Annotated in this window: 14 protein-coding genes and 1 pseudogene; 6 read left to right on the plus strand and 9 right to left on the minus strand. The window is 75.2% G+C overall.

Going from position 1 to position 12,991, the window contains the following annotated elements; all coding sequences use genetic code 11:
- Together ABD158_RS14410 and moeZ are read right to left on the minus strand one after the other, a co-directional pair.
- A pseudogene (locus ABD158_RS14410) lies at positions 1-852 on the minus strand (hypothetical protein); the annotation flags it as partial.
- A gap of 175 nt (positions 853-1,027) precedes the next feature.
- A complete protein-coding gene (gene moeZ, locus ABD158_RS14415) occupies positions 1,028-2,227 on the minus strand; it encodes an adenylyltransferase/sulfurtransferase MoeZ (RefSeq protein ID WP_344008237.1) in 1,200 nt (399 codons plus the stop codon).
- A gap of 163 nt (positions 2,228-2,390) precedes the next feature.
- Here moeZ and ABD158_RS14420 point away from each other — a divergent pair, with 163 nt between their 5' ends.
- A complete protein-coding gene (locus ABD158_RS14420) occupies positions 2,391-3,038 on the plus strand; it encodes a TetR/AcrR family transcriptional regulator (RefSeq protein ID WP_344008238.1) in 648 nt (215 codons plus the stop codon).
- An 80-nt stretch (positions 3,039-3,118) separates the two neighbouring features.
- Positions 3,119-3,340 carry a DUF3107 domain-containing protein gene (locus tag ABD158_RS14425; RefSeq protein WP_344008240.1) on the plus strand — a complete coding sequence of 74 codons (222 nt, stop codon included), beginning with the start codon at positions 3,119-3,121 and terminating at the stop codon, positions 3,338-3,340.
- Between the two features lie 52 nt (positions 3,341-3,392).
- On the opposite strand, the gene ABD158_RS14430 is transcribed toward ABD158_RS14425, so the two are convergent.
- The gene (locus ABD158_RS14430) at positions 3,393-4,130 is read right to left on the minus strand and encodes a ferritin-like fold-containing protein (RefSeq protein WP_344008241.1); all 738 of its coding nucleotides are present in this window, start codon (positions 4,128-4,130) and stop codon (positions 3,393-3,395) included.
- Between the two features lie 298 nt (positions 4,131-4,428).
- Here ABD158_RS14430 and ABD158_RS14435 point away from each other — a divergent pair, with 298 nt between their 5' ends.
- Positions 4,429-6,060, plus strand: a complete 1,632-nt coding sequence (locus tag ABD158_RS14435) for a DEAD/DEAH box helicase (protein ID WP_425573218.1) — start codon at positions 4,429-4,431, stop codon at positions 6,058-6,060.
- Positions 6,061-6,080: 20 nt separating this feature from the next.
- Positions 6,081-6,887, plus strand: a complete 807-nt coding sequence (locus ABD158_RS14440; protein WP_344008242.1) for a 2-phosphosulfolactate phosphatase — start codon at positions 6,081-6,083, stop codon at positions 6,885-6,887.
- Between the two features lie 417 nt (positions 6,888-7,304).
- Here the strand turns inward: ABD158_RS14440 and ABD158_RS14445 are convergent, their stop codons facing one another.
- Positions 7,305-8,078, minus strand: coding sequence for a ParA family protein (locus ABD158_RS14445; RefSeq protein WP_344008243.1), 774 nt, complete (start codon positions 8,076-8,078; stop codon positions 7,305-7,307).
- A gap of 91 nt (positions 8,079-8,169) precedes the next feature.
- Here ABD158_RS14445 and ABD158_RS14450 point away from each other — a divergent pair, with 91 nt between their 5' ends.
- A complete protein-coding gene (locus tag ABD158_RS14450) occupies positions 8,170-8,970 on the plus strand; it encodes an SDR family NAD(P)-dependent oxidoreductase (protein WP_344008244.1) in 801 nt (266 codons plus the stop codon).
- Positions 8,971-8,977: 7 nt separating this feature from the next.
- On the opposite strand, the gene ABD158_RS14455 is transcribed toward ABD158_RS14450, so the two are convergent.
- The 5 genes from ABD158_RS14455 to ABD158_RS14475 form a co-directional block, all read right to left on the minus strand.
- Complete coding sequence (locus ABD158_RS14455) at positions 8,978-9,886, minus strand: PHP domain-containing protein (RefSeq protein ID WP_344008245.1); 909 nt, start codon at positions 9,884-9,886, stop codon at positions 8,978-8,980.
- A gap of 57 nt (positions 9,887-9,943) precedes the next feature.
- Positions 9,944-10,678 (minus strand): DUF6758 family protein, encoded by a 735-nt coding sequence (locus ABD158_RS14460; protein WP_344008246.1) that lies wholly within the window; start codon positions 10,676-10,678, stop codon positions 9,944-9,946.
- Positions 10,675-11,250, minus strand: coding sequence for a histidine phosphatase family protein (locus ABD158_RS14465; RefSeq protein ID WP_344008247.1), 576 nt, complete (start codon positions 11,248-11,250; stop codon positions 10,675-10,677). Before ABD158_RS14465 ends, ABD158_RS14460 begins: the two co-directional genes overlap by 4 nt.
- Positions 11,251-11,259: 9 nt before the next feature.
- Positions 11,260-11,808 (minus strand): MaoC family dehydratase, encoded by a 549-nt coding sequence (locus ABD158_RS14470; RefSeq protein ID WP_344008248.1) that lies wholly within the window; start codon positions 11,806-11,808, stop codon positions 11,260-11,262.
- Positions 11,809-11,922: 114 nt separating this feature from the next.
- Positions 11,923-12,141 (minus strand): DUF5302 domain-containing protein, encoded by a 219-nt coding sequence (locus tag ABD158_RS14475; RefSeq protein WP_344008249.1) that lies wholly within the window; start codon positions 12,139-12,141, stop codon positions 11,923-11,925.
- Between the two features lie 134 nt (positions 12,142-12,275).
- Between ABD158_RS14475 and ABD158_RS14480 the strand changes: the two genes are divergently transcribed.
- Positions 12,276-12,962: a hypothetical protein gene (locus tag ABD158_RS14480; RefSeq protein WP_344008250.1), complete on the plus strand. Its 687-nt coding sequence runs from the start codon at positions 12,276-12,278 to the stop codon at positions 12,960-12,962.
- The last annotated feature ends 29 nt before the right edge of the window (positions 12,963-12,991 follow it).

A 12,991-nucleotide genomic window follows, 5' to 3' on the forward strand; every position in this document is an offset into this window, starting at 1 on the left:
GCGGCCCGCGGGCGCCTGCGCCGGGCGGGCGCTCCCGCCGACGGTGATCGCGGTCGGGAACGACGGGTACCAGCCGATCGCGTTCGCGCCGGACGTGACGGCTTCCTGGCGGACCCGGAAGACGCTCTGGCCGGCGGGGCGGCGCAGGCCACCGAAGTAGCCCAGGCCCTTCGGGCCGACGGTGCTCCGCGCGACGGTGGTCCAGGCGTGGGCCGGGCCGGGCCCGCGCTCCTGGAGCGTGAGGTCGCGGCCCGCGAACACCGGCAGGCCCCGGGCGTCGGGACGACGCTGCAGCGTCGGGGTGGTGTCGACGACGAGCCGGAACGGCTCGCCGGCGGGCGCGCGGGTCGGCGAGGACGTGCCGGCGACGGCGAGCGTGAGGTCCTGGCTCCGGGCCGTCAGCTTCACCCCGCGCGTGGCGGTGCCGCCGGAGACGACGCGGTAGCTGATCCCGAACATCGCGGGTGCCGGGTGGGTGAACGAGAACGAGCCGTCGCGCCGGGTGCGGGCGCCGCTGCCGTCGACGCGGTTCCAGCTGTCGCCGGGCCGGTTGCCGTTGCGCTGCAGCACGACCCGGCGTACGCCTCGGCCGGGCAGCCGGCCGGCGAACGTCAGCGCCTGCCCGCCCACGAAGACGCGCGGGGAGACCCGCAGGGCACCCGCGGCCTCGGCCCGCGGGGCCGCGGCGGGGGTCGGGGCCGTCGCGTCGACGGAGGCCGCGAGGGGGGCGGCGAGGGGGGCGGTGGTGGGGTTCGCGGGTCCGGCGGCCGGCGCGGGGGCGCCGGCCAGGGTGGACAGGGCGACGGCGAGCGAGGCCGTGAGGCCCGCTCGGAGGGCACGCGAGACGCGCACGGGGGCTCCCTGGGGGGTGGGGGAACCGCCCGGTACGGCTCCTGCTCCGAGCGTAGGTCGCGCGTCCTGCGCGGTCCGCCGAACCCCGGAAAAGACCGGACCGGCCCCTCCTGGTAGGAGGAGCCGGTCCGGGAGCGCCGGGTCGTGGCGGCGAGCGGCGGCTCGCGCCGCGGCCTCAGTACGACGGCTGGCTGGGGTCGATCTGGTTGACCCAGGCCGCGACGCCGCCACCGACGTGCACGGCGTCGGCGTAGCCGGCGCCCTTGACGATGGCGAGGGTCTCCGCGGAGCGCACGCCCGTCTTGCAGTGCATGACGACCTGCTTGTCGCTGGGCAGCTTCTCCAGCGCGGAGCCGTTGAGGAAGTCGCCCTTCGGGATCAGGACGGCGCCCGGGATCGCGTTGATCTCGGCCTCGTTGGGCTCGCGGACGTCGACGAGCAGGAAGTCGCGCGTGCCCTCCTCGCGCTCCTTGAGCATGTGCTCGAGGGTGGTCACCGAGATGGTGGACCCGGCGGCGGCCTCGGCGGCCTCGTCGGACACCGCGCCGCAGAAGTCCTCGTAGTCGATGAGCCCGGTGACGGTCGGGTTCTCGCCGCACAGCGCGCAGTTGGGGTCCTTGCGGACCTTCAGCTTGCGGTACTCCATCTCGAGGGCGTCGTAGATCATCAGCTTGCCCACCAGCGGGTCACCGATGCCGGTGAGCACCTTGATGGCCTCGTTGACCTGGATCGAGCCGATCGACGCGCACAGCACGCCGAGCACGCCGCCCTCGGCGCACGAGGGGACCATCCCGGGCGGCGGGGGCTCGGGGTAGAGGCAGCGGTAGCAGGGCGCGTCGTCGTCCATCGAGGGCGCGAAGACCGACGCCTGGCCGTCGAAGCGGTAGATCGAGCCCCACACGTAGGGGATCTTCTTGAAGAAGGCCGCGTCGTTGACCAGGTAGCGGGTCGCGAAGTTGTCGGTGCCGTCGACGATCAGGTCGTAGCCGTCGAAGATCTCGTAGACGTTGTCGTTGTCGAGGCGCTCGGCGTGGACGACGACGTCCACGAGGGGGTTGGCCTCGGCGATCGACTCCTTCGCGGACTCCGCCTTCGGGCGGCCGACGTCGGACTGGCCGTGGATGATCTGGCGCTGCAGGTTGGACTCGTCGACCTCGTCGAACTCGACGATCCCGAGGGTGCCCACGCCGGCGGCGGCGAGGTAGAGCAGGGCGGGGCTGCCGAGGCCGCCGGCGCCGATGACCAGGACCTTCGCGTTCTTGAGCCGCTTCTGCCCGCTCATCCCGACGTCGGGGATGATCAGGTGGCGGCTGTAGCGGCGGACCTCGTCGATGGTCAGCTCGGAGGCCGGCTCCACGAGCGGCGGGTAGCTCACGTCGTACTCCCTTGGGTGTGGCGGTCGATCGGGCCGCGGTCGGTGCGGGTGCAGCGATCCGGCGGCGCGGTGCTGTGCAGTCGAGAACGACGATGGTCCCAGGGTTGTTCCGCCGCCGCGGCGCCGGTCGGTGGCGGTGAGACCCGCCGGTAGGGTTCGCCGGGTGACCGCAGGCCAGCACCGAGCCGACGCCACGCCCGAGCCGAGCGGGCGCGGCGTACGCATGCCGCGACGCGAGCGGCGCGAGCAGCTGCTCGAGTCCGCCCTGGGCGTGTTCGTCGCCCAGGGCTACCACGCCGCCGCGATGGACGACATCGCCGAGCGGGCCGGGGTCTCCAAGCCGGTGCTCTACCAGCACTTCCCCGGCAAGCTCGACCTCTACCTCGCGCTGCTCGACAGCTCCGCCGACGCGGTGATCGAGAACTGCCGCGTCGCGCTCGAGGCCACCCAGGACAACCGGCTGCGCGTCGAGGCCGCGATGGGCGTCTTCTACTCCTACGTCGCCGACGACGCGGGCGCCTTCCGCCTCGTGTTCGAGTCCGACCTGACCAGCGAGCCCGCCGTGCGCGCGCAGGTCGACCGCGTCACCACGGAGTGCGCCGACATGATCGCCGCCGTGATCCACGACGACACCGACCTGCCGCACGCCGAGTCGCGGCTGCTGGCGGTCTCGCTCGTCGGAATGGCGCAGGTCAGCGCGCGGTTCTGGCTGGCCGAGGACAGCGACATCGACCGCGGCACCGCGGCGGCGCTGGTCTCGGGCCTGGCCTGGCGCGGCATCCGGGGCTACCCCCGCCACGACACCGAGTGACACCGCAGCCCGACCGCCGTCCGCGCTCCGGCGCGGCCCGCCCCGCTCCACCCCGCAGCACCCCGACCCGAGAGGACCTCATGGACGTCAAGATCGGCATCCGCAACGCCCCCCGCGAGATCACGCTGGACAGCACCCTGTCCGCCGAGGAGCTCAGCAATCAGGTCGCGGAGGCCGTCGGCAACGGCGGCACCCTGACGCTGGCCGACAGCAAGGGCCGCACCGTCATCGTCCCGACCGCGCACCTCGCGTACGTCGAGATCGGCGCCGCGACCACCGGGACGGTCGGCTTCCGCTCCTAGTCACCCGGGGTCGTCGGTCGGCTCCCCGCCGGCCGCCGGGCCGTGCTCGGTCTCAGAAGGCGAGGCCGAGCCGGCCCATCCGCTCGTTGTGGCGCTCCGTGAGGCGGGTGAAGACCCGGCCCACCTCGGCGAGGTCGAGGCCGGGCCGGTCGACACCGCCCGCGACGAGCGCGATCAGGGCCTCGCGGTCCGCGGCGACGCGCTGGGCCTGCGACAGGGCCTCCCCCATCAGCCGGCGGCCCCACAGCGCGAGCCGTCCGCCGAGCGGCGGGTCGGCCTCGATGGCGGCGCGCACCCGGCCGACCACGAACTCGGAGTGCCGCACGTCGGTCAGCGTCCGGGTGATCAGGTCGCCCGTGGACTCGTCGAGGAAGCCCGCGATCTCGAGGTAGAAGTCGGCGGCGAGCCCGTCGCCGACGTAGGCCTTCACCAGGCCCTCCCACCAGTCGGAGGGGGCCGTGTGGCGGTGGAACGACTCGATCGGCTCGCGGAACGGCTCCATCGCCTCGAAGGGGTCGACGCCGAGCGCGTGGAGCCGCTCGCGGAGCTCGGTGACGTGCCCCAGCTGCGCCGCGGCCATCGACCCGAGCTCGACCTTGTCGGCCAGCGTCGGCGCGAGCTTGGCGTCCTCCGCGAGCCGCTCGAACGCCGAGATCTCGCCGTAGGCGACCGCTGCGACGAGGTCGACGACCGCGGCCCGGTAACCGTCGTCGGCCAGGGCCTCGTCGCTCACCGACAGCACCGCCGCCGGGGTCGGGGACGCGGCCTCGTCCGGCGTTGGTGCGGTCATGCGCGCACCCTACAGATACGCTGGACCACGTCCGCGCGGCGTGCGACCCACCCCGGCCGCCCCGCACGGACCCGCGCAGCCGCCGGTCCGCCGGCACCACCCAGCGTGGTCCGGGCGTTCCCGGCGAGGCTGCGACGGCACGGCGGAGGCCCGACGTCCCCGGCGTGTGGATGTGCGCGGTGGGTCCGCGAGCGGTTCTCGGCGCCCGCCGTACAGAACTGCTGACGAAAGCGACAGACCCCTGACCACCGAGAAGACCACCGAGAAGACCATCGCCGACACGAGCGCCGACGGCGAGCTGTCCCTCGAGGACACCGTCGCCGAGACCGTCGTGGCCACGCCCGACGCGCCGACCCACTCCTTCCGCGAGCTCGGGGTGCACCCCGGGATCTGCGACGCGCTGGAGCGCAAGGGGATCGTCCACCCCTTCCCGATCCAGGAGATGACGCTGTCGGTCGCGCTGGCCGGCACCGACCTGATCGGTCAGGCCCGCACCGGCACCGGCAAGACCCTCGCCTTCGGCATCCCGCTGCTGCAGCGCAGCACCGCCCCGGACGACCCGGCCTACGCGGACCGCCCCACCGGCAAGCCGCAGGCCCTCGTGGTCGCTCCCACCCGCGAGCTCGCGCTCCAGGTCTCCAGCGACCTCCACCTCGCCGGCGCGGACCTCGGCCTGCGGGTGCTGACCGTCTACGGCGGTGTCGGCTACGACACCCAGCTCGACGCGCTCGAGACCGGGGTCGACGTCGTCGTCGGCACCCCGGGCCGGCTGCTGGACCTGGCCGACCGTCGCGCGCTCGACCTGTCCCACGTGCACGGCCTCGTGCTCGACGAGGCCGACGAGATGCTGGACCTCGGGTTCCTGCCCGACGTCGAGCGGCTCATCGCCAAGACGCCCGAGAAGCGGCAGACGATGCTGTTCTCGGCGACGATGCCCAGCGCCATCGTCGGTCTCGCGCGTCGTCACATGCGCCGCCCGATGAACATCCGCGCGGAGTCGTCGACCGACACGCAGACCGTGCCGCTGACGACGCAGTTCGTCTACCAGGCCCACGACCTCGACAAGCCCGAGATCATCGCCCGTGTGCTCCAGGCGCCGGACTGCGAGAAGACGATCGTCTTCACCCGCACCAAGCGCCAGGCGCAGCGGGTGGCCGACGACCTCGCCGAGCGCGGCTTCTCCGCCGCTCCCCTGCACGGCGACCTCCAGCAGACCGCGCGCGAGAAGGCGATGGCGCGATTCCGCGAGGACAAGGTCAAGGTGCTCGTCGCCACCGACGTCGCCGCGCGCGGCATCGACGTCGCCGGCGTCTCGCACGTCATCAACTACACCTGCCCGGAGGAGGAGAAGACCTACCTCCACCGCATCGGCCGCACCGGTCGCGCCGGGGCCTCCGGCGTCGCGCTGACCTTCGTCGACTGGTCGGACCTCCACCGCTGGACGATGATCAACAACGCCCTCGAGCTGCCGTTCCCGCAGCCGCCCGAGACCTACTCGACCTCGCCGAACCTCTACACCGACCTCGGCATCCCCGAGGGCACCACCGGTCGGATCGTGCCGCCCGCGCCGCGCGAGGCCGCCCCCCGCCGTGACGGTGGCCGTGACGGTGGTCGTGACGGGGGCCGCTCCGGGGGCCGCTCCGGCGGTCGTGAGGGTGGCCGCGAGGCGGGACGGGACGGGGACCGCCCCGCGCGCAGCCGCAACCGCAACCGGACCCGCACCCGCGAGGACGGCTCCGCCGAGGCCACCGCGGCGCCCACCACCGGACCGGCGACCGAGTCGAGCGACGGGTCCGGCCCGGTCGCGGACGGCGCCGAGCGCCCCAGCCGCAACCGCCGTCGCCGCCGTCGCCGCTCGGGCGGCGGTGCGGGCGAGTCCGTCGGCACCGACGGCCAGTCGGCGCCCGCCGCCGGCGCCGGGACCGACTGACCGGTCGGCGGCACGTCGACGTGACGCCCCCGTCGTACGACCCGGCGGGCGGAGCCCGCCTCGCGTGGGGCCCGGCCGGCGCGGTCGCCCTCGCGGGCGGACCCGCGCCGGTCGCGGCCGTCGTGGTCGACGTCCTGAGCTTCACCACCACGGTCGGCGTCGCCGCCGACCGTGGGGTGGCCGTGCTCCCCTGGCGCTGGCGGGACCCCGCCGGGGCCGCGTCGTACGCCGACGAGCACGCGGCACACCTCGCCGTCGGACGGTCGGAGTCACGTCGTGACGGCGGGCCCAGCCTGTCGCCGGTGTCGGTCCGCGACGCCCCGGTCGACCTGCGACGTCTCGTGCTCCCCTCCCCCAACGGCGCCACGGTCGCGCTCGCGCTCGCCGAGGCGGGCGCCACGGTGGTGGCGGGCTCGCTGCGCAACGCCACGGCGGTGGCCGACCACGTCGCCGACCTCGTCGCCGAGGGTGGTCACGACCTGCTGCTCGTCGCCGCCGGCGAGCGCTGGGCGGCCGACGACTCGCTGCGGCCAGCGGTCGAGGACCTCTGGGGCGCCGGCGCCGTGCTCGAGGCCGTCCTGCGGGTCCTGCCCGACCTGCCCTGCTCCCCGGGCGCCCGCGCCGCGGCTGCCGCGTGGCGCGACGTGCGCCCTCGCAGCGGAGCGGACCTCGCGGGGGCGCTTCTGGCGACGGACAGCGGCCGCGAGCTTGCCGGGGCCGGCTGGACCGACGACGTCCGTCTCGCCGCCGAGCACGACAGCAGCACCAGCGTCCCGGTCCTCCAGGGCACCTCGTTCGTGCCGGCCACCGGCATGCGCGCCCTCTGACCCGACCCGGCACGACCTCCCGGCCCACCCCCGCCGCCCCGGCAGGACATCACCGGAAGGTACGCCGACTCGGCACGACGTCCCGGGAACTCGCGCCGACTCGACCACGGGCCGGCGAAGTTGACGCCGACCCGGCAGAACCTCACCGGAACGTGTGCCGATCCGGCTCCAGATCACCGGGAACTCGCGCCGACTCGGCCACAGCCAGCGAAGTTGACGCCGACCCGGCAGAACCTCCCCGGAACGTGCGCCGACCCGGCACGACATCCCGGGAACTGGCGCCGACTCGACCATGGGCCGGCGAAGTTGACGCCGACCCGGCAGGACGTCACCTGGAACTGGCGCCGACCCGGCACGACGTCACCGGGAACTCGCGCCGACCCGGCTGCAGCTCACCCCGACCCGGCTGGACGGCGGTCAGCGGGCGGCGCGGGCCACGAGGGACTGGGCGACGGCGCGGTACGCCTCCGCCCCCTTCGTACGACGGGCCGTGGCGAGGATCGACCGGCCGGCGGCCGGGGCCTCCGCGAACTTGATGGTCTTGGGGATCGGCGGCTCGAGCACGTCGAGGTCGTAGGTCTCGGAGATGGTCTCGAGCACGGTGCGGGCGTGGTTCGTGCGGCCGTCGTACAGCGTCGGGAGCACGCCCCACACCTCGAGGGAGCGGTTCGTGAACCGGCGGACGTCGTGGACGGTGTCGAGCAGCTGCCCCACCCCGCGGTGCGACAGCGTCTCGCACTGCAGCGGCACGACCACCCCATCGGCGGCGGTCAGCGCCGCGACCGTGAGCACGCCGAGCGACGGCGGGCAGTCCAGCAGCACCCAGTCGTAGTGGCGGTCGCCCTCCGCCAGCTGCTCGAGCACCCCGCGGAGCACGTGCTCGCGCCCGGTGCGGGTCAGCAGGTCCGCCTCCGCACGGGCGAGCTCGATCGTCGCGGGCAGCAGCGCGACGCCGTCCTCGGTGTCGACGACGACCCCGCCGGGGTCGACCCCCTGGGTCAGCACGTGGTGGACCGAGACCTCGACGTCCTCCGGGTCGATGCCGAGCGAGAAGGTCAGGCACGCCTGCGGGTCCAGGTCGACCAGCAGCACGGAGTGCCCCAGCTCGGCGAGCGCGGCGCCCAGCGACGCGACGGAGGTGGTCTTGGCGACGCCACCCTTCTGGTTGGCGATCGCGAGGCACGTGGTCATCAGCGCCCATCATGCCCGACACCTTGGCCGCCGGGACCCGACCGTCCGCGCACACTTGTGCCGCCGCCCCACCCCCGGCGAGGCTGGCCCGATGGTCTCGGACGCCGCCGCCCCCTCCACGCCCGCCCCGCCGGTCCGCCACGCCGGTACCGCCCTCGTCACCGGCCCCACCGCCGGGCTGGGCCTCGCCTACGCCCGCCACCTCGCCGGGCGCGGACACGACCTCGTGCTGGTCGCCCGCGACCGCACGCGCCTGGCGGCGGTCGCGGGCGAGCTGCGCCGCACCCACGGCGTGGACGTCGAGGAGCTGCCCGCCGACCTCAGCGACCCCGTCGAGCTCGCCGCCGTCGAACGACGGCTGGCCGAGCCGGACCGCCCGGTCGAGGTGCTCGTCAACAACGCGGGCTCCGGGCTCAAGGGCCGCTTCCTCGACCACGACGTCGAGCAGGAGCAGGCGATGCTCGACCTCCTCGTGACCGCGCCCATGCGACTCACCCACGCCGCGCTCGGCCCGATGACCGCGCGCGGGCACGGCCGCGTGCTGAACGTGGCGAGCGTCGCCGCCTTCCTCCCCCGCGGCACGTACGGCGCGGCGAAGGCGTGGCTGGTGCGCTTCAGCACCTGGGCGGCGGCCGAGTACGGGCCCCGGGGGGTGCAGGTCTCGGTGACCTGCCCCGGCTTCGTGCGCACCGAGTTCCACACCCGGATGGGCGTCACCCCCGGACGCGGGCCGCTGTGGCTCGACGTGGACCGGGTCGTCGCCGACTCCCTCGACGACCTCGCCGCCGGTCGGGCGCTGTCCGTGCCGACACGTCGCTACCGCGCCCTCACGCGGGTCGCCCGCGCCGTCCCCGACCGGGTGCTGCAGCGGCTGCAGACGATGGGCCGCTGACCCTCGCTCAGACCGGCCGGGAGCCGGGGCCCGGGGGCACAGCGCGCCCCGAGGCGGCGGCCGCGGCCGCGGCGCGACCCAGCAGGCGGTCGAGCTCCGCGGGCGCGGTGGTGTGGCACCCCAGGTCGTGGTCGGTCTTGCCGGTGCCGTGGTGGTCGCTGGAGCCCGTGACCACGAGGTCGAGGTCGGCGGCGATCGCGCGCAGCTCGCGACGCTGCGCGTCGGTGTGGTCCTGGTGGTCCACCTCGAGGCCGGTCAGCCCGGCGTCGCGGAGCCCCGCGAGGGCCGCACCGTCCAGACGGGCGGGGTCGACGCGGCCCCAGGGGTGGGCGACGACCGCGACCCCGCCGGCGTCGGCGACCAGCCCGACCATGGTGCGCAGGTCGGCGGCGTGACGACCGACGTAGGCGGGCCGGCCCTCCTGCAGGTACTCCGCGAAGGCCTGGTCCCGGTGGCCCACCACCCCCAGCGCGACGAGCGCGTCGGCGACGTGGGGCCGACCGGTCGCGACGCTGTCGGTCGCCTGCGCCTCGACGTCCGCCACCGTGATCCGGATGCCCAGGCCCCGCAGGGCCTCCACCATCGCCGGCACCCGGCCGCCGCGCCCGCCGAGCACCCGGTCGAGCTCGGCGTCGAGCCCCGGGTGGGTGGGGTCGAGCAGGTAGGCCAGCAGGTGGACGCCGGGGCCGCCGGGGCCGCCGTAGCGGGTCGAGATCTCCATGCCCCGCACCAGCGCCACGCCGGCCTCCGCCGCCGCCCGGCCCGCCTCGTCCCAGCCGCGGGCGGTGTCGTGGTCGGTGAGACCCAGCACGTCGATGCCGGCCGCGGCGGCGGCCCGCACGAGCTCGGTCGGGGTCTGCGTGCCGTCGCTGACGGAGGAGTGGGTGTGGAGGTCGATCCGCGGCTCGGTGGACACGCCGTCAACCTACGACGCGCCGCCGACACCCGACCCCGACGACCGGGGCGGCCGGGGTCACCAGCGCGGCGGCGGGTGCGCGAACGAGACCTCGAGCAACGACGCCCCCAGGTCGGCGGCGTCACCCAGCTGGAGGTCGCCGCCGAGCAGCAGCAGCGCGGAGGCCGGGCGCACCAGCAGCCAGAGCCACCGGCCCCGGACCTCCCCCACGAGCACCGAGCGGTCGAGGCCGACGTCGGCCAGCGGGTCGAACAGCGCCCCGGGCGAGTCCGGCACCACCACCTCGGAGCGGTCCTCGGGCAGCGGCACCGCCCACAGGCGGACGTCGTGCCCGCCGGTGCGGACCCGGGCCTGCGGGGACTCCTCGAAGAGGGCCGGCGGGGGGCCGTCGTGCGGCAGCCCGGCCCGCGCGGCCCCGAGCCCGGTGCCGGGCTCCTCGACGACCACCAGCAGGTCCACGGCGCCGTCGAGGTCGCTGGCCCCGGTGCAGCCGCTCATCGTGGCGCGCACGTCGCTCTCCGCGCCCACGACGCCCAGGTCGGTCAGCGACCAGCCCGGCCGCAGCGGCCAGGGCAGGTAGGTCGGCAGCCCGGTCGCGCGTGCCAGCTGGGCCACCAGCGCGTCGTACGACGCGGTGTCGGGGCGCCACAGCGGCGGCACCGGCCCGTGGGTCGCGCAGTCGACGAGCTCGACCGGGAGGTCCTCCCCGGCGGTGGCCGGGCCGGCGCAGCGGGGGCAGGAGGGGCTCAGCGGGCCGGGGGGCCCGAGGCCCTCGGGGACCGTCGGGCTCACCGGGGGCCGCCCGGGCTGTTCCAGCAGGCCACGGCCCGGCGGCCGTGCTCGTGCCCGAGCACCGAGACGGTCGCGGTGTCGAGGGTGAACCGTCCGCCCTCGGTGACCGGCAGGTCCAGCCACCGGGCGGCCACGCAGCGCGAGGCGTGGCCGTGGGAGAACACCAGCACCCGGCCCGGGATCGACTCGAGGCCGCGCAGGAAGCGGTCGATCCGCCTGGTGACGTCCTCGGCGGTCTCCCCGCCCGGGGCGCCGTGGCTCCACACCGTCCAGCCGGGCTCGGTCTCGCGGATCGTCGGGGTGGTGACGCCCTCGTAGTCGCCGTAGTCCCACTCGGCGACGTCGGGGTCGGCGGCGGTGTCCTCGAAGCCCGCCAGCCGGGCGGTCTGCACCGCCCGGCGCCGCGGACTCGTGACCACGAGGGTGAACGACGTCCCCGCGAGGACCGGCGCCAGCACACGGGCCTGCTCGGACCCCCGGTCGGTCAGGGGGAGGTCGGTCGTCGAGGTGTGGCGCCCCGCGGCGCTCCACTCCGTCTCGCCGTGCCGGACCAGCCAGAGCTCGTCGACCATGGTGGCCCCTCAGTCCTCGTGGCCGCCGGTGCCGTCGGGCCCGGGCCAGTTCTTGTCGGGTCGCGGGGTCGGTCGCCCGGGCTGCTCACCGCCGCGCTGGTCGAGGTAGCTCTCCTTCGGCACCATCACCTTCCGGCGGAAGACGCACACGACCGTGCCGTCCTGGTTGTAGCCGATGGTCTCCACGTGCACGACCCCCCGGTCGTCCTTGCTCCGCGACTCCCACTTGTCGAGCACCTTCGTCTCGCCGTACAGCGTGTCGCCGTGGAACGTGGGCGCCACGTGGCGCAGCGACTCCACCTCGAGGTTGGCGATCGCCTTGCCGGAGACGTCCGGGACGCTCATGCCCAGCAGCAGGGAGTAGACGTAGTTGCCCACCACCACGTTGCGGCCGAACTGGGTGGTCTGCTCGGCGTAGTTCGCGTCGAGGTGGAGCGGGTGGTGGTTCATCGTCAGCAGGCAGAACAGGTGGTCGTCGAACTCGGTGACCGTCTTGCCGGGCCAGTGCCGGTAGACCGCCCCGACCTCGAACTCCTCGTAGCTGCGGCCGAACTGCATGGACCCTCCTGCGCTCGCGGGGACCCGCCCCGGGCTGTGCGGCGGGCTCGGCCCATCATGGCCGAGCCCGCCGACCGCCGGGGCCCAGGTCCCGGGAACCTCCCTCCGACAGGCTCAGGAACCGCCCCCGCCGGCCTTGCGACGGTGCAGGTGCGGACCGCCGCCGACGACCTCCGAGCCGTGGGCCTTGGCGCGGGGACCGGCGGAGTCGTCGGGGTGGGAGGCCCCCTTCTTGCGGTCCAGCGCCTCCCGCATCCGGGCCTTGATGTCGTCGGTGCCCGCCGACGCCCCTGCGGTGTCGCCCGACGTGTCGTGCGGGGTGTGCTCGGCCATGACTGCTCCTCTCGCCGACGCCCGGCGCTCGCCGGCCGTGCCGCCACCCTCGCAGTCGCACGCCGGGGCCGCGACCGGGTTTGCGGGCCGACCCGCCGGGGCGGTGGCACCCACGTGCCTCCTACGTTGGCCCCATGCGTACGACGACCCGACCGACCCGATCCCTCGCCCGCGGTCTCGCCGCGCTCGCCGTCAGCGGCACGCTCGTGCTCGCCGGCTGCTCCTCGGACTCCGACGAGCCGGAGGCCGACCCGACCTCGGAGGCCTCCGACGACGCCTCCGACGACGCCTCCGACGACGCCTCCGACGACGCCTCCGACGACGCCTCGGAGGACGCCTCCGAGGACGCCGGCGAGGCGGCAGGCGTGACCTACGACGTCCCGGAGGGCTGGGAGGACGTCACCGAGGAGGTCGCCGGCCAGGCCGCGGGCCAGGTGGGTGGCGACACCGGCCGCGAGCTCGCCTCCGCCGCGCGCGACACCGAGGCCACCACCTTCGCCGACAACGTCAACGTGATCTCGCTCGGCGAGCTGCCGACCGACGACCTCGGCGAGATCGAGCAGCAGACGCTGCGCGAGCTGGAGGCCGGCGGCCTGCAGCAGGCGGAGACGCTCGACCGTGCCGAGCTCGACGGCGAGGAGGCCAGCCGCACCACCGGCGTCCTGCGGCAGTCCGGCGTCGGCATCCGGGTCGACCAGTTCCTCACCGTGCGTGACGGCACGGCGTGGTCCGTGACCTTCTCCCACAGCACCGAGACCCCCGAGGCCGACCGTCAGGACGACATCGACACGGTGACGCAGTCCCTCGACTTCGAGGACTGAGCGTCCCCGGCCGGGGCGCCCGGCGCGCC

Origin of the sequence: Nocardioides lentus (assembly GCF_039529515.1) — a bacterium.
GTDB lineage: Bacteria > Actinomycetota > Actinomycetes > Propionibacteriales > Nocardioidaceae > Nocardioides > Nocardioides lentus.